The organism is Rothia uropygialis (assembly GCF_004137765.1).
Taxonomy (GTDB): Bacteria; Actinomycetota; Actinomycetes; order Actinomycetales; family Micrococcaceae; genus Rothia.
On sequence record NZ_NOIS01000003.1, the window covers coordinates 463,374 to 483,375 of the forward strand.

Below are 20,002 nucleotides of genomic sequence, written 5' to 3' on the forward strand. Positions count from 1 at the left end.
CGCCGAAAACGACAGAGCATTTTCTGGGGATGGGGCGTGGCCCGTTTTTCGGGTTTCCTGAGGAGTACAGCCAGCTCTACCCACATTCATACCCTGGTATGAAATCGCCCTCGTTGCTTGATTTTTCAGGGAACGAGGAGGAATTTGCTTATAGGGTGGGGTAAGACGACGTTAGACCCGGGCTCTCCGGGCTAGGAAGGAGCCACCATGATCGAGGTCTCTGGCCTCTCCAAGCAGTATGGGTCCAAGCGCGCCGTTGACAACGTTTCTTTCACGGTTCAGCCGGGAAAAGTCACAGGGTTCCTCGGGCCGAACGGCGCCGGTAAATCCACAACGATGCGTATGATCCTCGGGCTTGAGAAGCCCACAACGGGCAGTGCCCTTGTGGACGGTAAAAAGTACAGCCATTTGTCTTCGCCGCTGACTTCGGTCGGTGCGCTGCTCGAGGCACGTGCAGTCCATCCCCGGCGCAGTGGTGTCAACCATCTCCGTGCTTTGGCCCGCACTCACGGCATTCCGAATTCCCGTGTGGACGAAGTCATCGAGATCACCGGGTTGAGCAGCGCCGCGAAGAAGAAGGTCGGCGGCTATTCACTCGGTATGGGTCAGCGACTCGGAATTGCCACGGCGATTCTCGGCGATCCCAGCACCGTCATTTTGGACGAACCGGTCAACGGTCTTGATCCCGAGGGCGTCATTTGGGTGCGCCAGATGGCCCGTTTCCTCGCTTCCGAGGGAAAAACCGTCTTCCTGTCTTCCCACTTGATGTCGGAAATGTCCCAGACTGCGGACCATCTGATCGTGATTGGGCAGGGCAAAGTCCTCGCGGATCAGCCGCTGAAGGAATTCCTCAATCAAACCGGCGAGGATCACGTCCTGGTTCGCACCGACAATCCGGAAAGTTTCGCGGAGGCCCTCCGTCAGGACCAGGTAGGAGTCCAGAAACAGGACGACGACGCCCTCCTCGTGAGTGCCAACGGCCGCGAGGTCGCTCAGCGTGCTCAATCCCAGGGTGTCTTGCTGTGGGAGATCACTCCCCAGAAGGCCAGCCTGGAGCAGGTGTACATGTCCATGACCAGCGATTCGGTCGAGTACCGCTCTTCCGATCCGAATGCGGGCCTTGGCTCGGCTGCGGCCGGTTCGGCCGCAGACTCCGGCTCCGCAAGCGGCCAGGCATCCGGCGGTGCACACACTGCATCCAACCCGACGGTCGCACCCGCCACCCAGGATGACGGCTACGAACCTGCCCACTCCACCGAACAGGCGACCCCCTGGAATCAGGAGGAGAAGTAAGCAATGAGCTCCACTGTAGAAACACATAATGCGCGGGCCGCTGAGCCCGCACGCTCAAAAACTCCTAAGTACAAGTTGTCCTTCCTCGGCGTTCTGAGGTCAGAGGCACTCAAATTCCGTACCTTGGTGTCCAGCTGGGTGCTGATGATCATTACGGCGCTGATCATGATCGGCTTCGCCGCGCTGACCGCAGTCCAGGCCAAGGACTACGCGGACTCGTTGCACGATGCCATGACCAAGGGCAAAGAGATCCCCCAGTACTACCTGCAACTAGGTGACCCGGCTGAATTCGCACGCCAGGCAGTGGACTCGGGATACGTCTTCGGTTACATCATTCTTGCGTCGATGGCCGTGGTCTTCATCGCCTCAGAATTCGGCACGAAGTCGGTCATCTCGACCCTGACTGCGGCGCCCAAACGCGGAATGGTCTATGTGGCCAAGACCGTCCAGATCACACTCATCGCTGCGATTACGGCGATCGTCTCCGGTGTCTTGGCATGGGCGGTGAGTCAGTGGGTGCTCTCGACGTCGGACATGAATATAACGTTCGATCTATTCGAGGAACAGACCCTGATGAATATCCTCGGCCTGATCCTCGTATTCGTGCTGACGGCATGGATGGGCATCGGTATCGGCGCGATCATTCGGAATAACGCGGGAGCAATCGTCATTCTGGTTGTTCTGCTGTTCATCCTGCCGCTTCTTCTGATGCCTTTCCAGTGGGAATGGGTTCGGGACTTCCAGAGCTACATTCCGTCTGCACTGACGGCCAACCTGACCAATCCCCTGGAACCGATGCAGGATCCGAAGTACGTGGCTTCCGGTGTCTGGTACGCGGTGTGGTGCGTCGTCCCACTGATTTTGGGGTATTTCTCCTTCACCCAGCGCGACCCGAAATAAACCGGGGTATCGGCGAGAGTGTCGGAATCTCATGAGCGATGGCGACGGGACCAACCCGTCGCCATTGCTGTATCTCTGTACACACGCGGACAGTGAACGACCGATCGCGGTTCAATTTTCAAGCGATACGCTGGTGACGCGACCAAAACCTTTACGGAGGAGGGCTATGAGCCACTCGAGGCCCGAACACCACACACCGCAATACATGAGCGGAGGGCACAACCCAGGACCGGTCTACGTGGTGAGGAAAAGCGTGATCCTCTCCTACGTCCTGTGGTTTTTCCTGGGGATTTTCGGAATTCACAAGTTCTACCTCCGGGCGCCGTTCATGGGGATTTTCTACCTGATCCTGCACGGCCTGGGCTGGCTGCTGGCCCCGGTCATTGTCGGCTACTTCTTCTTCATTCTTTTGGGATTGCTGATGTTCATCGATCTGTTCACGATCCCGTTCCGGGTCGGGATCATCAATGCGAGTGAGACAGCGCGGATCAACAACAACCGGCGGTTCTAGCCCGGACGGGAGCTGGCTTTCTCCGAAGCGGTGTCGCATTGAGGTGCGGCGTCGTGAATTGAGTCCCACCGTGGGTGCCAGGGAACGGCACGTGCTGTAAACTTGGTCAAGCCTGTGCCGACTCGGTCAATCCCCGAGCTCGCAGGCAACGCACAAGCGAACCTCCTGCTACGGAAATACCGTAGCCGCCAAAGACCAAAGGAGGTGGGTTCAAACATGCGTGAATACGAACTCATGGCCATCATCAACCCCGAGGTTGACGACCGCGCCGTTGAGCCGACCCTCAACAAGTTCCTTGAAGTTGTCCGCAATGGCAACGGCACCATCGAGAACATCGACATCTGGGGTCGTCGCCGACTGGCCTACGAGATCCAGAAGAAGTCCGAAGGCATCTACGCCGTCGTCAACTTCACTGCTGAGCCCGATGTTGCCAAGGAACTGGACCGCGTTCTGAACTTGAACGAGTCCATCATGCGCACCAAGATCATCCGCCCGGAAGAGCAGAAGATCTCCTAAAGTTTCCACAAATTCGCCGGATCCGACCCTTCCGGGTCGTCACCGGTGCTTGACTGGAAACAATATTCAATACGACTCAGGAGGTCATGATGGCTGGAGAAACCATCATCACGGTTGTCGGAAACCTCACCGCCGACCCTGAACTGCGGTTCACCCCCTCGGGTGCTGCAGTCGCGAACTTCACGATCGCCTCGACTCCGCGCGTTTTCGATCGCCAGAGCGGCGAGTGGAAGGACCAGGAAGCTCTGTTCCTTCGTTGCTCGATCTGGCGCGAGGCCGCGGAAAATGTTGCCGAATCCCTGACCAAGGGACAACGTGTTATCGCACAGGGTCGTCTCAAAGCTCGGTCGTATGAAACCAAGGAGGGCGAACGCCGCACCTCAATGGAGCTGGACGTCGATGACATCGGCCCCTCGCTCCGTTTCGCCACAGCGTCGGTCAATCGCAACCAGCGCTCCGGAGGAGGAAACTTCGGAGGCAGCCAGGGCGGGCCCGGTGGAAACAACTTCAACCAGGGTAACGACGCGGGCGGTAACCAGGGAGGTTTCGGAGGCAGCTCCGGAGGTTCCAATGGGTACGGCGGCAATGGTTTTAACCAGGGCAATTCGCGGGGCGGCCAGAAGGCGCCCGCGGCGGATCCTTGGGGTCAGAACTCCGGCGGAAATTACGACTGGAGCGCTGGTCAGGACGACGAACCGCCGTTCTAAACCGGAGCGCACCCTCCGCATCATTTATTAACCCATCCCGCGGTGTGAAACCTGCGGGCTCCACAACAATTAAGGAGCACCACGATGGCTAAGGCTGAAATTCGCAAGCCCAAACCAAAGCAGAACCCGCTCAAGGCTGCTGAAGTCACTGAGATCGATTACAAAGACGTCGCTCTCCTGCGCAAGTTCATCTCCGACCGCGGCAAGATTCGTGCACGTCGCGTCACCGGCGTGACCGTGCAGGAACAGCGCAAAATCGCACAGGCTATTAAGAACGCCCGCGAAGTTGCTCTGTTGCCCTACTCCGGCGCTGGCCGCTAAAGAGAAGGAGAGTAGAAGAACATGGCAAAGATCATTCTGACTCAGGAAGTCAACGGCCTCGGTGCCGCTGGCGATGTTGTTGAGGTCAAGGACGGCTACGCGCGCAACTACCTTCTGCCCCGCGGCTTCGCCGTGGTGTGGAGCAAGGGAGGCGAGCGTCAGATCGAGTCGATCCGTCAGGCTCGTTCCGCACGTGCGCAGCACAACCTCGAGGACGCACAGGCTCAAGCGGAGAAGCTCTCCGCCGCAACCGTGAGCGTTCCGGTCAAGGCCGGCGCAGAGGGTCGCCTCTTCGGCACCGTCAAGCCTGCCGCAATTGCGGACGCGATCGAGGCAGCAGGCCTCGGCTCCGTCGACAAGCGCGCCGTGACCATCGAGAACAACATTAAGAGGACCGGCCGCCACGTTGTGGCCGTTCGTCTTCATGAAGACGTTGTTGCAAGCGTCGAGCTGGACGTCGTCGCGTCCTAGTTCCATGAGCGGGGTCGCGGGTGCCGACAATAAGGCGCCGCAAACCCCGCATCATGTGATGCCCGGTATCTCCACGCGAGGAGATGCCGGGCATCGTTGTATAAACGGTCCGCAGGGGCAAAGCTCGCCCTAAGAAACCCGTGAAAAGATGAGGGTATGGCGCATAGTGAGAATCAAACCGACTGGGACACGATGTGGGACGAGGCGAGCGACGATGCCCGTGCGGAGGGGCCCCGAGGTCGTTTCGCGTGGAACGGCCGAAACAGGAAACGCTTGGACTGGTTGCCGAGCACCAAGCTTCTGGTCATAGCTACTGCGTTCTGGATTGGCGCGATCCTGTTGATTGTCCTCGGATTCGTTGCCGGTAATACAGGAACCAACACGTTCGTTCTCGGTTTCTTCCTGGTATGCCTGGTCGTTTCCTCGATTGCAGGAGCGTTCGCAAGTTTTCTCTCCCTCTTCGGCCTGTTCAAGTACAGACGCCGCAAGATCCTCAACCTGTTGCTTCTGATCATCTCGATCGTGACCAACCCGCTCATCCTGATCATGGTCGCCACGACCGGGGTCGCTTGAGGAGTGTGTGAGAGGAGTGGCCATGACACGCATCGTGATCGCCTGCGACAAGTTCAAAGGGTCGGCCACGGCATCCGGTATCTCGGGTGCATTGAGCCGCGGTATTGTTGATTACCTGGGCCCGGAGGTGGACATCGTGTCGGTTCCCGTGGCAGACGGGGGAGATGGAACCATAGATGCCGCATTGTCTATATCCTATGAAAAACATATATCTCGCGTTTCCGGTCCATATGGCGTTCCCACGGATGCTGCATACGCTTACGACTCCGTCACCCGAACCGCGGTCCTCGAGGTTGCCGAAGCCTGCGGGCTTCGACTGGTTGATGCGGACGGGGTCGATTCAGGGGCTATTGACGGCACTACCGCCAGGACGGACGGCGTAGGCCAGCTCATCACAGACGCTTTGGACCGGGGCGCTCGAAAGATCATTCTCGGTCTGGGTGGAAGCGCCACCTCTGACGGCGGCGCAGGCATGCTCGCCGCTTTAGGCGCACAGCTGCTCACCCACGCGGGAGCGCCCGTTGATCCGGGCGGGGCCGGCCTCGCTGAGATCGCATCCGTGACGTTGGACAGTCTGGACGATCGCTTAGCAGAGGCCGACTTCATCATCGCCTCTGACGTTACCAATCCGCTCTGCGGAGCCGAAGGAGCCGCGGCCGTCTACGGGCCGCAGAAGGGTGTAGGAGAGTCCCAGGTTCCGACCCTGGATGCTGCCCTAGGCCGGTATGCCGAGCTCATTGAGCACGCGATGGGGGCACATCCCGGGGCCTTCTCCTCGGCCTCGGGCGCAGGAGCTGCAGGCGGTCTCGGTTTCGCCTCGGCTGCGGTTCTCGGCGGCGTGATGCAGTCTGGTGCCGATCTGGTCCTCGACCTGGTGGGATTTGACGACGCTCTCAAGGGTGCGGATCTCGTGATTACTGGGGAGGGGCGGTTCGATTCTCAGACCCTCCAAGGAAAAGCGCCCGCCCGAGTATCCGAGCGAGCTCGCGAGGCCGGGGTACGAACCATTGCCGTGTGCGGAACATCGGACCTGTCCGATGAACAAGTTCGTTCCGTTGGGATCGAACAGCTCTTCGCGTTGACCGATGTGGACCCAGATGTCCGGCGGTGCATCGCAGACCCGCTTCCACTCATGGAGGGCCTGGGGCGACAAATAGCGGCAGGGCTCTAGTGCGCAAACGGTAGACTACTTGTGGATAACTTGAGTACAACGGGTTGATTTCGAACCTTCAACCCTCAAGTGAGAGGTGAGGCTAGGGAAGGATGTCGGTGGTTATGCACAGGCTGTGGGCGTCTAGTTCCGCGGAATTCCGGACTTCCTGGCTTGCTGTCTTGAATTACCCACAGGGTTGTCCCCAACACCTCCACAACACGAAGAGCTTTATACACAAGTTATCCACAGGGTTGGGGTTTCGTGGCGGACGAAGAGGGATTTCGAAGCCTCGCCCGGGCTCATATTTTCTGGTTAATCGGGCGGGTTTTCGTCCCGGATCACCTGAGAATCCGGCGGACAACACCCCGCAGCACTGTACAGAGATTCCGGCAGTATGAAGACCAACCGAGTACGTAGTCTTGGCCGTACCGGCCGAGAAGAGGAGACCAACATCGATGTCTGAAGCGGTCCAGGAACAGGATTTCGGGCGCACCCCGCCCCAGGACAATGTCGCGGAGCAGTCTGTGCTCGGCGGCATGATGCTGTCCAAGGACGCCATCGCCGACGTCGTTGAAGTACTACGCGGCGTGGATTTCTATCGCCCGGCGCACGAGTCCATATACGACGCGATCATCGATCTTTACGGCAAGGGGGAGCCGGCCGACGCCATTACGGTCGCTGATGAACTGACTAAGCGTAGTGAATTGAGTCGCGTTGGCGGGGCCGCCTATCTCCATACCCTGATTTCTTCGGTGCCCACCGCCGCAAACGCCGGGTTCTACGCCGACATCGTTCGAGAGCGGGCCGTACTGCGGCGGCTCGTCGAAGCCGGCACCAAAATCGTCCAATTGGGCTATTCGCAAGATGGCGAGGTCGACGACGTCGTCAACCAGGCCCAGGCCGAGGTCTATCAAGTTGCCGAGAGAAGAACTTCCGAAGATTACGTGATCCTCAAGGACATCATCGGTGAGACGGTCGAGGAGATCGAAGCCAATGGGGACAAGACCGACGGGATGCAGGGCGTGCCGACGGGCTTCTACGAGTTGGATGAACTCACACACGGTTTGATGGGCGGTCAAATGATCGTCGTCGCGGCACGACCCGCCGTGGGCAAGTCAACGCTCGCCTTGGACATCGCGCGGTCGGCATCCATCCACCACAGCATGGCCAGCGTGATTTTCTCTTTGGAGATGTCCCGCAATGAGATCGCAATGCGTCTCTTGTCCGCCGAGGCGTCCCTGAACCTTTCCGACTTGCGACGAGGTTCTCTGGAAGACAGCCAGTGGTCGAAGATCGCCGAGGTCATGGGGCGAATGGACAAGTCCCCGCTGTTCATTGACGATTCGCCGAATATGTCCATGATGGAGATTCGCGCCAAGTGCCGTCGGCTGAAGCAAAAGAACAACCTTCAGCTGGTGGTCCTGGACTACTTGCAGCTCATGTCCTCGGGCAAACGCGTTGAATCCCGTCAGCAGGAGGTCTCGGAGTTCTCGCGTTCGTTGAAACTTCTTGCGAAAGAACTCGAAGTTCCGGTAATTGCGCTGTCGCAGCTCAACCGTGGTTCGGAACAACGTAATGACAAGAAACCCATGATTTCGGATCTTCGTGAATCCGGTTCGATCGAGCAGGACGCCGACATGGTCATCCTCCTGCACCGCGAGGACATCTACGACAAGGAATCACCGCGAGCCGGAGAGGCCGACGTGATCGTGGCGAAGCACCGTAACGGTCCGACCAAGACCATTACCGTCGCATTCCAAGGCCACTACTCCAGGTTCGCGAATATGGCCAACGACGGGAGCGGTTTCTAGGTAGGTGACCTGCACTGCGTGACCCAACCACACGGAGGGACAACCCCATGACTGCTCAGAATCCCGGTTCAATGACCGTGGTTGAAGACATCAACCGGTACAGCAATGACACCCGACGCTGGACCGCCGAGGCCATCAAGGCGGTGCAGGCCGATGCTCAGCGCTCGGCCGACACACACATGATCCGTGTACCGCTGCCCGAAAAGTGGGGCATCGACCTGTACCTCAAGGACGAATCCAGCCACCCGACGGGGTCCCTCAAACACAGGCTGGCACGGTCCTTATTCCTGCATGCCCTGTGCAACGGATGGATCCGCCCGAACAGACCCGTGGTCGAGGCGTCCAGCGGATCGACCGCCGTCTCGGAGGCCTACTTCTCCCGCCTGATCGGCGTCCCCTTCTTCGCCGTAATGTCGAAGACGACGAGCGCTCGTAAGGTAGAGCTGATCGAGTCCTATGGCGGAAAATGCCACTTTGTGGACAGCCCCGACCAGGTCTATGCCAGGGCCACGGAGCTGGCCCGCGAAACGGACGGGCACTACATGGATCAATTCACCTACGCCGAGAGGGCCACCGACTGGCGAGGCAACAACAACATCGCCGAATCGATTTTCAACCAGCTCCGGCTGGAGCCGCATCCCGAGCCCGCATGGATCGTGGCTACCGCGGGTACCGGCGGTACGTCGGCCACGCTGGCCAGGTACGTTCGATACACCGGGCGGTCGACGGGCATCTGCGTAGCGGACCCGGACAACTCGGCCTTCTTTGCCGGATGGCGGGACCAGAACCCGGATGCGACCACGGACAAGGGCTCGCGGATCGAGGGAATCGGTCGTCAGCGTGTTGAGGCCAGCTTCATGCCCGCGAGCATCGACCGTATGATGCACATCCCAGACGCCGCCAGTGTTGCGGCGATCCTTCTACTCGAACGGCTCATCGGGCGCAAAGCGGGCGGCTCAACGGGCACCGGGCTCTATGCCGCCCTGAAGATCGTCTCGGATATGGTGATCGCGGGGGAGAGCGGCAGCGTCGTCTCCCTCATTTGCGATTCAGGCGACCGCTACCTCGACAAGTACTACAACGCCGATTGGCTGAACGATGCGGGGTTCGACGTCGGGGTCCATAGTGCGCGGCTCGACGAATTCATGCGTACGGGCCGGCTCTAGCTCTATTTGGCCTCGGGTACCCGCGGCGAGTCATGAGCGGTCACCGCGTTGTGGGGGGCGCAGGGAATCGCCACCCAATGCAACCAGTTCGGCTCGAGACACGGAAAGCGCGGGCGTCGATCCGGAGAGCAGCCCAGCAGGATCAGGCGAAGGGCGACGAGACCTCATCGAGGTGGGCTACTTCGGCGTCGTCCAGACCGAGGGACGCCGCCGCCAACACGGCCGGAAATTGGTCAGTGTTGCGAGCGGAGGCGATTGGAGCCGTGACCCCCTTCGCGAGCAGGTATGCCAGGGCCACGCTCGTGACCTCGGCGTCGTGATTCGCCGCCACTTCTTCCAGCGCGGATACGACCTCGACCCCGCTGTCGAGGCTCGCGTCCGCAAAGTAGTCATCGATCATGCTCTTGCGGGCTGCGCCTTCGAGGTCGCTCTTGCCGTGATACTTGCCGCTGAGGAACCCCGAAGCCAATGCGAAGTATGGGAACACCGCCGTATCGTACTTGCGAGCGATCGGGGCATACTCCTGTTCGAAGTCCTTGCGTTTGAGCAAATTGTAGTGAGGCTGAATTGCTACGGGCACGGTCAGGCCCTCGGTCGTCGCGTATTCGAACCAGCGGTTCATCCGTTCGGGGCTGTAATTCGACAGACCGATGTTCTTTGCCCTACCCGACTCCACAATCTCGTGGTAGGTTCTGGCCTGGTCCTCGATCGAGACGGATTCGTCGTCGAAGTGCGCGTAGAACAGGTCCACGTAGTCGGTTTGGAGCCTCTTCAACGAGTCATCGATAGCCGCAAACACTGTTTCACGAGCCTGACCGGAATGCTCAGGGTGACTGCCTGCCTTGGTCGCGATGATGATGTCGCTCCTGTTGTCCCGAGCCTTCAACCACTCGCCGAGTACCGTCTCTGATTCACCGCCCGAGTGACCTTCGGCCCATGCGGAATAGACGTCTGCCGTATCGATGAAATTGCCGCCCGCGGTCACGAAGGCATCCAAAACGTCGAAAGACTGCTGCCGGTCCGAAGTCCAACCGAAGGTGTTTCCACCCAGATTGATGGGGAAAACGGAAATGTCGGTACGGGGGATGCGCTTGAGCTCAGCCATGGATACTCCTTATAACCAGAAACTACGTCTTTCACGGGGCACAACGGTGTGGCGCACAACAAATATTCCGGATCCTCCGGAAACTACGCGTCGTCGAAGAGGATGATTTGGCGGACGGCCTGGCCGCTGGCCAACGTGTCCATGGCTTCGTTGATGTCCTCCAGCTTGATCCGGTTGGAAATCAGTTCGTTCACGGGCAGCTCACCCTTCCTCCACAACTCCTCGTATTTTGGGATATCGCGGGACGGTACCGCGGATCCGAGGTAACTGCCGACGACGGTGCGCGCTTCCGAAGTCAGCAACAGGGGATGGATGACAGATTCTGCCTCGGGGTGAGGCAACCCCACCGTGACTGTGCGTCCGCCCAACGCCGTGGCATTGAACGCGGTCTCGAATGCCTTGGGATGACCGGCCGCTTCGATCACGAGGTCGGCCCTGATCGACTGTTCCATGATTTCCTCGGGGGCATACACGGCATCGGCCCCCAACTGAAGGGCTCGCGTCAGTTTGTCCGGATTGGCGTCCACCCCAATGACACTGCCCTTCTTGAGGCCGATGGCGGTGATCAAGGCGGCAATCCCTACCCCACCGAGTCCCACGACCATGATCGAGTCGCCGTCCCGAGGTTCGCCCGCATTGATGACGGCGCCTCCGCCGGTCAAAACCGCGCACCCGAGAGGAGCGGCCGCTTCCGGCGGAAGGTCCGAACCAACCTTGACCACGCTCGCCTGGTTGACGACGGCATGTGTGGCGAAAGCCGAAACCCCAATGTGATGGAAGACGTCGCCGCCCTCGGGATCGTGGAGGCGAATCTGTGGGCCGCCGCCGGGAAGATATCCGGCGTTATTCGATTCCAGGCCTCGGCTGCACGGCAGCTTGCCGTTGGTTTGGCAGTTCTTGCACTCTCCGCATCGAGGTAGGAACACGGTGACGACGTGGTCGCCGGGCTCCAGTTCGGTGACTCCTTTGCCGATTTCTTCCACGATCCCCGCGCCCTCGTGACCCAGCAGCATCGGCACGGGGCGGGGGCGGTTGCCGTCCACGACGGACAGATCGGAATGGCAAACGCCCGCTGCGGTCATGCGGAGCAGAACTTCGCCTTCTTGGGGCGGATCCAATTCGAGCTCGCGGATGTGCAGAGGGCGCGACTGGGCGAATGGTCCCTGGGTGTCGGACGTTGTGAGCACGGCTCCACGGATTTTCATGCTTTTCCTCCATTGGCTGTGTTGTTCCACGTCACACGTTACTCCCGTGAAACCGGGGTGCTCAGCACACAATGATGGGCCGGGCGAATTGGTAGAGGCCCTTACGGGTCCGATATTCTGCAAGCTCAGTACTCATCAATCACAGAGGTCAATATGTCGAGTCCCGTCATTCGTTCAGCCGTTCCGGAGGACATCGCGGAAATCCGTCAGCTCATCGTGGACCTTGCGGTGTACGAAAAAGAGCCGGATGCCGTGAACCTTACCGAGGACAAGCTGGCGAGCGACGTTTTTGCTGAACATCCGGCCGTTTTTGTGTACGTTGCCGAAGCGCCTGAGGATTCGGGTCATCGAATCGACGGCTTCGCCCTGTGGTTCCTGAACTACTCGACCTGGGAAGGAGTTCACGGAATCTATCTGGAGGATCTCTTCGTTCGTGAAGATTCCCGGGGCTCCGGCGCTGGTAAGGCGTTATTGCGCAGCCTGGCCCAGACGGCCATAGATCGAGGATACAAGCGCGTCGAATGGTGCGTCCTGAAATGGAACGAGCCGTCGATCGGCTTCTACAAGAGCTTGGGCGCCTTCCCCCAGGACGAATGGGAAACGTACAGGTTGACCGGGGACGCGCTGGAGAAGTTCGCCCAGTCGTGACGATCCCCGCGGGCCGTGTGTCTATCCTGCCTGGATGACGATGTTCTCCGCTTCCGTGGCCTCTTTGGTCTTTCCACCGTGGATTCGCAGGACCAGATAGATCAGGAGCATCATGACTCCTGAAGTGACCCCGAAAATGCCGAAGGCGACGAAGCCCCACTTTTCCAGGCCGAGAGCGAAGAGCTGCCCACCCATCCACGGACCGAACACTGCACCGAACCGACCCATGCCTGTCGTGAGTCCAAGCGCAGTGGCGCGGGACTCCGTCGGGAACACGTGAGAGACAGCCGCATAGATCATGATCTGCGCGCTGAACAAGAAGATTCCGGTGACGAAGACCAGAACGTACGTGACCAACATGGTCGATTTGATACCCATGGCGCAGACACCGACCGCCGTGAGGAAAAACCACAGCATCGAGACCCGAACCGGCCCCCATTTGTCCGATATCTTGCCGGCAACGAGCGTACCCACAATTCCGCCCGCGTTGATAAGGCACAACAGCACCAGAGAGTTTCCGAGATCGAACCCCAGGGATTCCATCAGCGACGGCAGCCACGTGCTCATACCGTAGACCAGAAGAAGTCCGCCGAATGATCCGAGCCAGAACAAGAGCGTCACGACGGCGTTGCGTCCACGGAACAACTTGGCGAAGTTCTGGCCGAAATTCCCGCCGCGTTTCTTGATGGTCGTTTTTTCGAGGGGGACGATCAGGTCGAAGCGTTCCGCGAGGGCTCGTGCCCTGTCCATGCGGCCCTTGGCGACGAGGAATGTGGGCGATTCAGGCAATATCGCAAGAACCAGTGGCACCAGCACAATCAAGGGGAGGACGCCGACCCAGTAGATCGACCGCCATCCCAATGTGGGCAACATGTACAGGCACAACAAGGGCGCGACGATGCCGCCGGCTTGGTGCGCGGTCATCACGAGGCCAACGGAGAAGTTCCGTACGCGATCAGGGGCAAATTCGGAGACCATCGCGATGGCCGTCGGAAGCAGTCCGCCGAGCCCGAAGCCGGCGATTGTGCGCCATACCCCGAATGTCATGGCGGTGGCGGCAAGGGCGCACCCTGCTGAAGAAACCGAAAAGATCGCCGAGCACAGAATGATGCTCCAGCGTCGTCCGATCGTATCCGCGATGACGCCGATGACCAGGGCGCCCACTAACATGCCGAAGGTCGCGAAGGAACCGATATTTCCGGCGTGCGCGGCCGTCATGTGGAAGTCATCGTCGGCCGTCATGGTCGGGATGGTCGACCCGTACATGAACGTGTCGATGCCATCGAAGAAGATGGCTACCCAGCACAGGGACAGAACTATGGTGAAGGCCCTGTTGTTGGTGATTCGCTGTGTGCGCGGCGCAAGGTCGTGAGTCTTCATGAGAGATCCCCTTCAATACATGAGCCTCCTCCTCGAGGCCCTGGGGACACGAGTCCTCCCACGTGGCACGCCAGAGGTTCGCATCGAAGATCAGTGAACCAGGACACATGAATATTGTCAACAATTTAGTTAACTATATGAACGCTCACGGTGAGTTCAGATATCGGTGGACCTGATGGCCTCCGCGACGCTGTCGAGATGACGACTCATCGCCAGTGAGGCGGCGTCAGGATCGTGGGTGCATATACCCTCGATGATCGCAAGGTGCTGGGGCAAGGATGTGCTCGGGCGGCCCGGGTGGTTCGAGAGTCTGAATTGGTACCTCACGGCCTGACCGCGCAGTCGTTTGATGGTTTCGGCGGCGGTCCGTTGCTCGCTCATTTCCATGATCAGCGCGTGGAGTTCTTTATTGCACTGTGAGTATTCATTGAGAAGTCCCTTCTCGACCGCCTGGGTCATCCGTTCCGCAATGGAGCGCAGTTCGCGGATGTTCTCACTGGTCGCCTTTTCGGCGGCCTTCCTGGCGCACATGGCCTCGATCGCGCCACGAACCTCGGTGATTTCCACGGCTTCGTTGACAGATACGGCTCGTACTCGGGCCCCTCTATTCTGAACGCGCTCGACCAAGCCCTCGACGCTCAGCTCGGAGAGGGCGATGCGAACATTGCCGCGTGAAGCGCCATATTCTTCGGACAAATCGGCCTCGACAAGCCGCTGGTTGGGAACCAACTGGCCGGAGATGATCGCCTCTCGTAGCAGGCTGACCAGCTGTGGGGCTGAGGTGGACGGGGCGCGTCCTGTGCTTCCAGGGGCATGTTCCGTTTTTGTCACAGCTGAGCTGTCCTCCGGCAAGGCGGCTCTCCTTCTGGTCGCACAATTTCTCAGATCACTCCAGTCTACCGCGCGCAACGCTCAATAGTTGGCAGAATTGTAAACAATAAGGTTTACGATGTACGCTCGTGTAATCCACATCGCATCTGCGGGGTAATCCCCATGACAAGGAGGTCAGCTCAGATGCCTGAAACCTTTGCCAAGACTCCGGGCTGGCTTGATTGGGAACGCAACCTCAGCAATCCAACCTTCGTGATGCCGCCGGGGGCGGTGGACGCTCATTGTCACGTATTCGGCCCAGCGGCAGAGTTCCCCTATGCGCCCGAACGGAAGTACACGCCGTGCGATGCGGGGAAGCAGGATCTGCGACGATTGCGGGAGAATCTCGGTCTTTCACGGAACGTGATCGTCCAAGCGACCTGCCACGGCCGCGACAACTCGGCGTTGCTCGACGCGCTCGATTTCTTCGGAGATACTGCCCGTGGAGTGGCCACGGTAGGGCCCGACATTACTCAGCAGGATCTCGCAGCGATGCACGAGCGCGGTATTCGAGGCGTGAGGTTCAATTTTCTCAAGCGACTGGTTGCCAAGGATCCGTCCGAGGACCTGATGACGGTCGCCTCGAAGATCAAAGAATTCGGCTGGCATATCGTGGTGTACTTCGAGCCGGATTCGCTGCCGGACATCGAGGCGCTGCTGGAGAAGATCGACGTCCCTCTGGTCATCGACCACATGGGAAGGCCCAAGGTCTCCGCAGGAGAAAAGTCTTCCGAATTCGAAAAATTCTTGAGTTTTGTCGACAGAACCGGTTCCTGGGTCAAAGTGAGTTGTCCCGAACGCCTATCGGTGGAGGGCCCATTCGCCCGAAACGGTGCCGAGGAGATCTACACCGACGTCGTGCCCTTCGCACGGCGAGTCATTGACGAGTTCCCGCAGCGAGTCCTGTGGGGGACCGATTGGCCGCATCCCAACCTGAAAACGCACATGCCGGACGATGCCGTGCTCCTCAATTACATACCTCTAATTGCAGGAACGGATCGAGCCCAGCAAGCCTTGTTGGTCGACAACCCGAGAAACCTCTACTGGGTGGGCGATGTCCTACGAAACGGGGAATGATGCAGACAGCAAATTCGATCAATCGGATCAACCGACTGCCCGTCTCCCGGTTCCATAAGACCATGATCGCTCTGATCGCGGTTGCATACTTTTTCGAGTTCGCCGACATCAATACCTTCGCCGCCACGGCACCTGAGCTCAGACGGGTCTGGGGGTTGTCGGTGCCCCAGATCGGCTATATAACCTCAATCGCCTTCGTCGGCATGTTCCTGGGATCTCTGGTCGGTGGTTGGTTGGCCGACAAGTGGGGACGCAAGTTTGCGTTGATCAGTACTACGGTGTGGTTCTCGGTGTTTTCCCTGTTGACCGCTGCGGCTTGGGACTTCACCTCAATGGCCACCCTCAGATTCCTCACCTCGGCCGGATTATCGGCCATGACGGTCATCGCCGTTATCTACGTCAATGAGGTTTTTCCGGCCAAAGTCCGCGGGCGGTACTTGGCGTACGCGATGGTCATTGGAATCTGTGGAACGCCCGTGACCACATTTATTGCCAGCTTCGTGGTTCCGCTGAGCGACTCCAGCTGGCGGTTGGTTTATCTGTGGGGTTCGCTCGGTGCCATTCTCATTTTCGGCTTCAAGGCCCTCGTGGAATCCCCGACCTGGCTCGAGAGCAAAGGCAAGCTGACAAAAGCCGAAGACGTTTTGCGGCGCATGGAGGAACAGGTAGCGGCAACCGGCGTATCCATACCTGCGCCGGCCCCACCCCAAGAGGAAGTGAGGCGCTCGGAGAACACTCCGCTTCGAACGCTGTTCCGCAAGCGATACATCGGACCTCTGCTCGTTCTGTCCATCCTGTGGATCACGCAGACCGTGGGGTTCTTCGGCTATTCCAGTTGGGCCCCGACTTTGCTGGCCGATCAAGGTTTCCTGGTCGAGAAGTCAATTTTCTACGTGGCGTTGACGACTGTCGGCGCGCCCCTCGGTTCCCTCCTGGCGGCGCTGATCACCGACAAATTCGAGCGCAAATGGTTGCTCGTGATCTTCGGCGTCGTCATCGGTCTGTGTGGGCTGCTGTACGGGTTGACCTTCAATCCGATCATGATCGTCGTCTTCGGATTCTTGGTGAATATGTTCGAACGCGGATACACGTCATTTGCGTACGCATACTCTCCCGAACTCTTCGATACCAGGACCCGTTCGTTGGGAACTGGCATCTCATACGGGATAGGGCGACTCTCGAACGCACTCGGGCCGTTGATCATTGCAGCAATCTATGGGTCCTCGGGGTACTCCTCCGTTTTCTTCTTCATCGCCGGAACCTGGATTTTCGGAGCGATTGTTTTGGCCCTGTTCGGCCGGAAAACTCGGGTTCGACCTACCGACCAACCGGAAATGGCTAGTGAGGAGTCATCACTGTGACCAATATCGAGGAATACAATATGGCGTCCGGTTCCCAGACAGCCATCCCCGCACTGTTCATGCGTGGCGGGACATCGCGAGGACCGTTCTTCTACGCACCCGATCTCCCTGCCGAGCTGGATCTCCGGGACCGCGTACTGACCGCTGTGATGGGCAGTCCCCATCCTCTTCAAGTGGATGGGTTGGGCGGGGGACACCCGTTGACGAGCAAGGCCGGAATTGTGAGTACCTCTGACGATGACGGTGTGGACCTCGACTTCACCTTCGTACAGCTTCAACCAGGCAATACGGGTGTCCAGACCACCGCGAACTGCGGGAACATGCTCTCGGCAGTGGTTCCCTATGCGCTGGAAACCGGACTCATCAGACCTTCAGACGAGACAACAACCGCGGTGGTTCGAACCCTCAATACCGGATTGGTCGCCGAGATCACCGTGCGTACTCCACGGACCGACGGCCAAAACCGTCAGGACTTCGAGGTCGCGTACGAAGGAGATACCGCGATCGACGGAGTCGGTGGAACTGCCTCCCCGATCGAGATCATGTTCCGCGACACCGAAGGTTCGGTGGCATCGGCGCTCCTGCCGACGGGGAACGAGCGCGACATCGTTGTTCTGGACTCCGGACAGGAACTCGAGACGACCATGATCGACAACGGCCAACCCATGGTCCTTGTCCGTGCGCGTGACGTGGCGCGGTCAGGCTACGAGGAGCCGACCGAGCTCAATGAGGACGCCGACTTGAAAGCTCTCCTCGAAGAATTGCGGTTGAAGAGCGCAGAGCACATGGGTTTGGGAGACGTAAGGGACAAGAGCTACCCCAAAATGACCCTCATCGCGGAACCCCGCAATGGAGGTGCACTGTCCACGAGGTGCTTCATACCTCACGTGGCTCATGAGTCCATAGGGGTTCTGGCGGCGGTGACCGTCGCGACGGCCGTGTGCATGGACGGAAGTGTGGCCCGCGGACTGGCGGCACCCGGTGATGGGCTCGAACGCGTCGTATCGATCGAGCATCCCAGCGGCGAATTCCTCGTTGACCTGGAGCTTTCCGAAAACGGTCACGTACAGCGCGCAGGCATTACCCGGACAGCGCGCCTGCTGATGTCAGGACACGTATACGTACCCCGGGCTGTGTGGGATCCCGCAGACGGACAAGTGGAAACGGAAGAGAGAACATCATGATCATCGATTGCCATGGCCACTACACGACGGCCCCCGCGGCTCTGGGGCAGTGGAGAGAACAACAGATCGCCGCGCTCGATGGCGGTCCCGAACCCGATCCGAATGGGCCTTCGATCACTGACCAAGAGATCCGTGAAAGTATCGAGAGCAACCAACTCCGCCTCATGGACGAGCGTGGAATCGATCTCACGGTCTTCTCTCCCAGAGCCTCCTTCATGGCGCATCACATTGGAGACTTCGAAACCTCCTCGGTGTGGGCGCGCATCTGCAACGACCTTTGCGCGAGAGTCGCAAGACTTTACCCCGAGCGTTTCGTTCCTGCTGCGATGCTGCCCCAATCGCCCGGAACCGACCCCGAAACATGTGTTGCGGAAATCGATCGATGCGTGGAAGAACACGACATCGTCGCGGTCAACCTCAGCCCTGATCCCTCGGGCGGTCATTGGACCTCACCGCCGCTCACGGACGAATCATGGTTCCCGATCTACGAGAAATTGATCGAACACGAACTGCCCGCAATGATTCACGTCTCGACGTCGATCAATCCCGCTTTCCACACGACGGGCGCCCACTATCTCAACGCCGACACCACGGCCGTGATGCAACTGATCCAGGGCGATTTGTTTTCTCGTTTCCCCGATCTGAAACTCGTCATTCCTCATGGCGGTGGAGCGGTCCCTTACCACTGGGGGCGTTTCCGAGGTTTGGCGCAATCGCTCGGAAAACCGACTCTGGATGAGCACTTGCTGAACAACGTTTTCTTTGACACCTGCGTCTATCACCAGCCCGGTATTGACGAGCTCCTCTCCGTCATCCCGCCTCAGAACGTCCTGTTCGCCTCGGAAATGATCGGGGCCGTACGGGGCGAGGACCCCGAAACGGGTCACTATTTCGACGATACGGCCCGCTACATTGCAGCGTCGCAGTTGAACGATGAGGAACGTGCAGACATCTACGAACGCAATGTTCGGAAGGTCTATAAGAGGTTGGACCGCCGTATCGGTCAGAAAGCAGCAACCGAAGAGAAAGGGAAAGTACCTCATGTTTGATCTTGGAGTCGTTCACACCGCCATTGAGCGCCCCGACGCGAAGGATGTCGAAGCGCTCAGCGCGTTCGAAGTACCCACGATCCACGAGGCCATGGGGCGTGTGGGGCTCATGCGCCCCTACATCCGGCCCATTTATCCCTCGGCGAAGTTGTGTGGTCCGGCAGTGACGGTCTTGCTTCAGCCGGGCGACAACTGGATGTTGCACGTTGCCGCGGAACAGGTACAGGAAGGGGATATTGTCGTCGCCGGTTGCACGACCGAGAGCGAAGACGGATTCTTCGGAGAGCTGCTGGCGACGTCGATGCGCGCCCAGGGAGCCAAGGGCCTCGTCATCGACGGCGGCTGCCGGGACACGAAAGAACTCGAAGAGATGGACTTTCCGGTCTTCGCCCGAGCGATTCACTCGAAAGGAACCATCAAGGCCACACTCGGTTCCGTCAACGTCCCCGTCGTGTGCGCGAATGCGCTCATCCACCCAGGCGACGTGGTGGCAGCCGACCACGACGGCGTGGTCGTCGTCCCGAAGGACCGTGTGAAGCAAGTGGTCCGTGCCGCCCAAGAGCGTGAAGACCGGGAAGAGGAGAAACGCCAGAAGTTCAGAGAAGGAACCCTGGGACTCGACCTCTACTCGATGCGCGAGCCGCTAGAAGCGGCCGGACTTACCTACCTGGACTGACCGCCGGCAAGAGAAAGGACATCTC

21 protein-coding genes are annotated in these 20,002 nt (G+C 59.3%); 17 read left to right on the forward strand and 4 right to left on the reverse strand.

The genetic code is table 11. From position 1 onward, the window contains the following. Positions 1-207: 207 nt before the first annotated feature. The 11 genes from EWV35_RS08845 (at position 208) to EWV35_RS08895 (ending at position 9,422) form a co-directional block, all read left to right on the forward strand. Entirely contained in the window at positions 208-1,293 is a 1,086-nt protein-coding gene (locus EWV35_RS08845) for an ABC transporter ATP-binding protein (RefSeq protein WP_129660697.1), read from the forward strand. A 3-nt stretch (positions 1,294-1,296) separates the two neighbouring features. After that, positions 1,297-2,193 (forward strand): ABC transporter permease subunit, encoded by an 897-nt coding sequence (locus EWV35_RS08850; protein WP_129660700.1) that lies wholly within the window; start codon positions 1,297-1,299, stop codon positions 2,191-2,193. Between the two features lie 166 nt (positions 2,194-2,359). Further along, a complete protein-coding gene (locus tag EWV35_RS08855; RefSeq protein ID WP_129660703.1) occupies positions 2,360-2,704 on the forward strand; it encodes a TM2 domain-containing protein in 345 nt (114 codons plus the stop codon). A gap of 216 nt (positions 2,705-2,920) precedes the next feature. Beyond that, entirely contained in the window at positions 2,921-3,220 is a 300-nt protein-coding gene (gene rpsF, locus EWV35_RS08860) for a 30S ribosomal protein S6 (protein ID WP_129358258.1), read from the forward strand. An 89-nt stretch (positions 3,221-3,309) separates the two neighbouring features. Then, a complete protein-coding gene (locus tag EWV35_RS08865) occupies positions 3,310-3,927 on the forward strand; it encodes a single-stranded DNA-binding protein (protein ID WP_129661066.1) in 618 nt (205 codons plus the stop codon). 84 nt (positions 3,928-4,011) lie between these two features. Further along, positions 4,012-4,248 (forward strand): 30S ribosomal protein S18, encoded by a 237-nt coding sequence (gene rpsR, locus EWV35_RS08870; protein WP_048680746.1) that lies wholly within the window; start codon positions 4,012-4,014, stop codon positions 4,246-4,248. Positions 4,249-4,269: 21 nt separating this feature from the next. After that, positions 4,270-4,719, forward strand: coding sequence for a 50S ribosomal protein L9 (gene rplI / locus EWV35_RS08875; protein WP_129358257.1), 450 nt, complete (start codon positions 4,270-4,272; stop codon positions 4,717-4,719). Between the two features lie 156 nt (positions 4,720-4,875). Next, a complete protein-coding gene (locus EWV35_RS08880; protein WP_129660706.1) occupies positions 4,876-5,292 on the forward strand; it encodes a hypothetical protein in 417 nt (138 codons plus the stop codon). Between the two features lie 22 nt (positions 5,293-5,314). Next, positions 5,315-6,463 (forward strand): glycerate kinase, encoded by a 1,149-nt coding sequence (locus EWV35_RS08885; RefSeq protein WP_238654325.1) that lies wholly within the window; start codon positions 5,315-5,317, stop codon positions 6,461-6,463. Positions 6,464-6,900: 437 nt separating this feature from the next. Further along, positions 6,901-8,256: a replicative DNA helicase gene (dnaB, locus tag EWV35_RS08890; RefSeq protein ID WP_129358255.1), complete on the forward strand. Its 1,356-nt coding sequence runs from the start codon at positions 6,901-6,903 to the stop codon at positions 8,254-8,256. Positions 8,257-8,303: 47 nt separating this feature from the next. Further along, positions 8,304-9,422 (forward strand): PLP-dependent cysteine synthase family protein, encoded by a 1,119-nt coding sequence (locus tag EWV35_RS08895; protein WP_129660709.1) that lies wholly within the window; start codon positions 8,304-8,306, stop codon positions 9,420-9,422. Between the two features lie 142 nt (positions 9,423-9,564). On the opposite strand, the gene EWV35_RS08900 is transcribed toward EWV35_RS08895, so the two are convergent. Then, complete coding sequence (locus EWV35_RS08900; RefSeq protein ID WP_129660712.1) at positions 9,565-10,527, reverse strand: aldo/keto reductase; 963 nt, start codon at positions 10,525-10,527, stop codon at positions 9,565-9,567. A gap of 83 nt (positions 10,528-10,610) precedes the next feature. Beyond that, on the reverse strand, positions 10,611-11,732 hold the full coding sequence (locus EWV35_RS08905) for an alcohol dehydrogenase catalytic domain-containing protein (RefSeq protein ID WP_129660715.1): 1,122 nt from the start codon (positions 11,730-11,732) through the stop codon (positions 10,611-10,613). Positions 11,733-11,885: 153 nt separating this feature from the next. Between EWV35_RS08905 and EWV35_RS08910 the strand changes: the two genes are divergently transcribed. Then, positions 11,886-12,380 carry a GNAT family N-acetyltransferase gene (locus EWV35_RS08910; protein WP_129660718.1) on the forward strand — a complete coding sequence of 165 codons (495 nt, stop codon included), beginning with the start codon at positions 11,886-11,888 and terminating at the stop codon, positions 12,378-12,380. A gap of 21 nt (positions 12,381-12,401) precedes the next feature. On the opposite strand, the gene EWV35_RS08915 is transcribed toward EWV35_RS08910, so the two are convergent. Both EWV35_RS08915 and EWV35_RS08920 read right to left on the reverse strand, forming a co-directional pair. Next, positions 12,402-13,760 (reverse strand): MFS transporter, encoded by a 1,359-nt coding sequence (locus tag EWV35_RS08915; protein ID WP_129660721.1) that lies wholly within the window; start codon positions 13,758-13,760, stop codon positions 12,402-12,404. A 156-nt stretch (positions 13,761-13,916) separates the two neighbouring features. Continuing rightward, the gene (locus EWV35_RS08920) at positions 13,917-14,591 is read right to left on the reverse strand and encodes a GntR family transcriptional regulator (protein WP_129660724.1); all 675 of its coding nucleotides are present in this window, start codon (positions 14,589-14,591) and stop codon (positions 13,917-13,919) included. Between the two features lie 183 nt (positions 14,592-14,774). Between EWV35_RS08920 and EWV35_RS08925 the strand changes: the two genes are divergently transcribed. The 5 genes from EWV35_RS08925 to ligK are packed head-to-tail and all read left to right on the forward strand — an operon-like array spanning position 14,775 to position 19,977. Next, positions 14,775-15,707: an amidohydrolase family protein gene (locus EWV35_RS08925; RefSeq protein ID WP_129660728.1), complete on the forward strand. Its 933-nt coding sequence runs from the start codon at positions 14,775-14,777 to the stop codon at positions 15,705-15,707. After that, positions 15,704-17,068, forward strand: coding sequence for an MFS transporter (locus tag EWV35_RS08930; protein WP_238654327.1), 1,365 nt, complete (start codon positions 15,704-15,706; stop codon positions 17,066-17,068). Before EWV35_RS08925 ends, EWV35_RS08930 begins: the two co-directional genes overlap by 4 nt. Continuing rightward, the gene (locus EWV35_RS08935) at positions 17,065-18,252 is read left to right on the forward strand and encodes a 4-oxalomesaconate tautomerase (RefSeq protein WP_238654329.1); all 1,188 of its coding nucleotides are present in this window, start codon (positions 17,065-17,067) and stop codon (positions 18,250-18,252) included. Before EWV35_RS08930 ends, EWV35_RS08935 begins: the two co-directional genes overlap by 4 nt. Then, positions 18,249-19,301: an amidohydrolase family protein gene (locus EWV35_RS08940; protein ID WP_129660731.1), complete on the forward strand. Its 1,053-nt coding sequence runs from the start codon at positions 18,249-18,251 to the stop codon at positions 19,299-19,301. The genes EWV35_RS08935 and EWV35_RS08940 overlap by 4 nt, the downstream gene beginning before the upstream one ends. Further along, positions 19,294-19,977 (forward strand): 4-carboxy-4-hydroxy-2-oxoadipate aldolase/oxaloacetate decarboxylase, encoded by a 684-nt coding sequence (gene ligK, locus EWV35_RS08945; protein WP_129660734.1) that lies wholly within the window; start codon positions 19,294-19,296, stop codon positions 19,975-19,977. The genes EWV35_RS08940 and ligK overlap by 8 nt, the downstream gene beginning before the upstream one ends. Positions 19,978-20,002 lie beyond the last annotated feature (25 nt).

Bases quoted from the DNA above. Each gene is read 5' to 3' on its own strand.
- EWV35_RS08845 (WP_129660697.1), top strand. From the start codon at position 208: ATGATCGAGGTCTCTGGCCTCTCCAAGCAGTATGGGTCCAAGCGCGCC.
- EWV35_RS08850 (WP_129660700.1), top strand. From the start codon at position 1,297: ATGAGCTCCACTGTAGAAACACATAATGCGCGGGCCGCTGAGCCCGCA.
- EWV35_RS08855 (WP_129660703.1), top strand. From the start codon at position 2,360: ATGAGCCACTCGAGGCCCGAACACCACACACCGCAATACATGAGCGGA.
- rpsF (WP_129358258.1), top strand. From the start codon at position 2,921: ATGCGTGAATACGAACTCATGGCCATCATCAACCCCGAGGTTGACGAC.
- EWV35_RS08865 (WP_129661066.1), top strand. From the start codon at position 3,310: ATGGCTGGAGAAACCATCATCACGGTTGTCGGAAACCTCACCGCCGAC.
- rpsR (WP_048680746.1), top strand. From the start codon at position 4,012: ATGGCTAAGGCTGAAATTCGCAAGCCCAAACCAAAGCAGAACCCGCTC.
- rplI (WP_129358257.1), top strand. From the start codon at position 4,270: ATGGCAAAGATCATTCTGACTCAGGAAGTCAACGGCCTCGGTGCCGCT.
- EWV35_RS08880 (WP_129660706.1), top strand. From the start codon at position 4,876: ATGGCGCATAGTGAGAATCAAACCGACTGGGACACGATGTGGGACGAG.
- EWV35_RS08885 (WP_238654325.1), top strand. From the start codon at position 5,315: ATGACACGCATCGTGATCGCCTGCGACAAGTTCAAAGGGTCGGCCACG.
- dnaB (WP_129358255.1), top strand. From the start codon at position 6,901: ATGTCTGAAGCGGTCCAGGAACAGGATTTCGGGCGCACCCCGCCCCAG.
- EWV35_RS08895 (WP_129660709.1), top strand. From the start codon at position 8,304: ATGACTGCTCAGAATCCCGGTTCAATGACCGTGGTTGAAGACATCAAC.
- EWV35_RS08900 (WP_129660712.1), bottom strand. From the start codon at position 10,527: ATGGCTGAGCTCAAGCGCATCCCCCGTACCGACATTTCCGTTTTCCCC.
- EWV35_RS08905 (WP_129660715.1), bottom strand. From the start codon at position 11,732: ATGAAAATCCGTGGAGCCGTGCTCACAACGTCCGACACCCAGGGACCA.
- EWV35_RS08910 (WP_129660718.1), top strand. From the start codon at position 11,886: ATGTCGAGTCCCGTCATTCGTTCAGCCGTTCCGGAGGACATCGCGGAA.
- EWV35_RS08915 (WP_129660721.1), bottom strand. From the start codon at position 13,760: ATGAAGACTCACGACCTTGCGCCGCGCACACAGCGAATCACCAACAAC.
- EWV35_RS08925 (WP_129660728.1), top strand. From the start codon at position 14,775: ATGCCTGAAACCTTTGCCAAGACTCCGGGCTGGCTTGATTGGGAACGC.
- EWV35_RS08930 (WP_238654327.1), top strand. From the start codon at position 15,704: ATGATGCAGACAGCAAATTCGATCAATCGGATCAACCGACTGCCCGTC.
- EWV35_RS08940 (WP_129660731.1), top strand. From the start codon at position 18,249: ATGATCATCGATTGCCATGGCCACTACACGACGGCCCCCGCGGCTCTG.
- ligK (WP_129660734.1), top strand. From the start codon at position 19,294: ATGTTTGATCTTGGAGTCGTTCACACCGCCATTGAGCGCCCCGACGCG.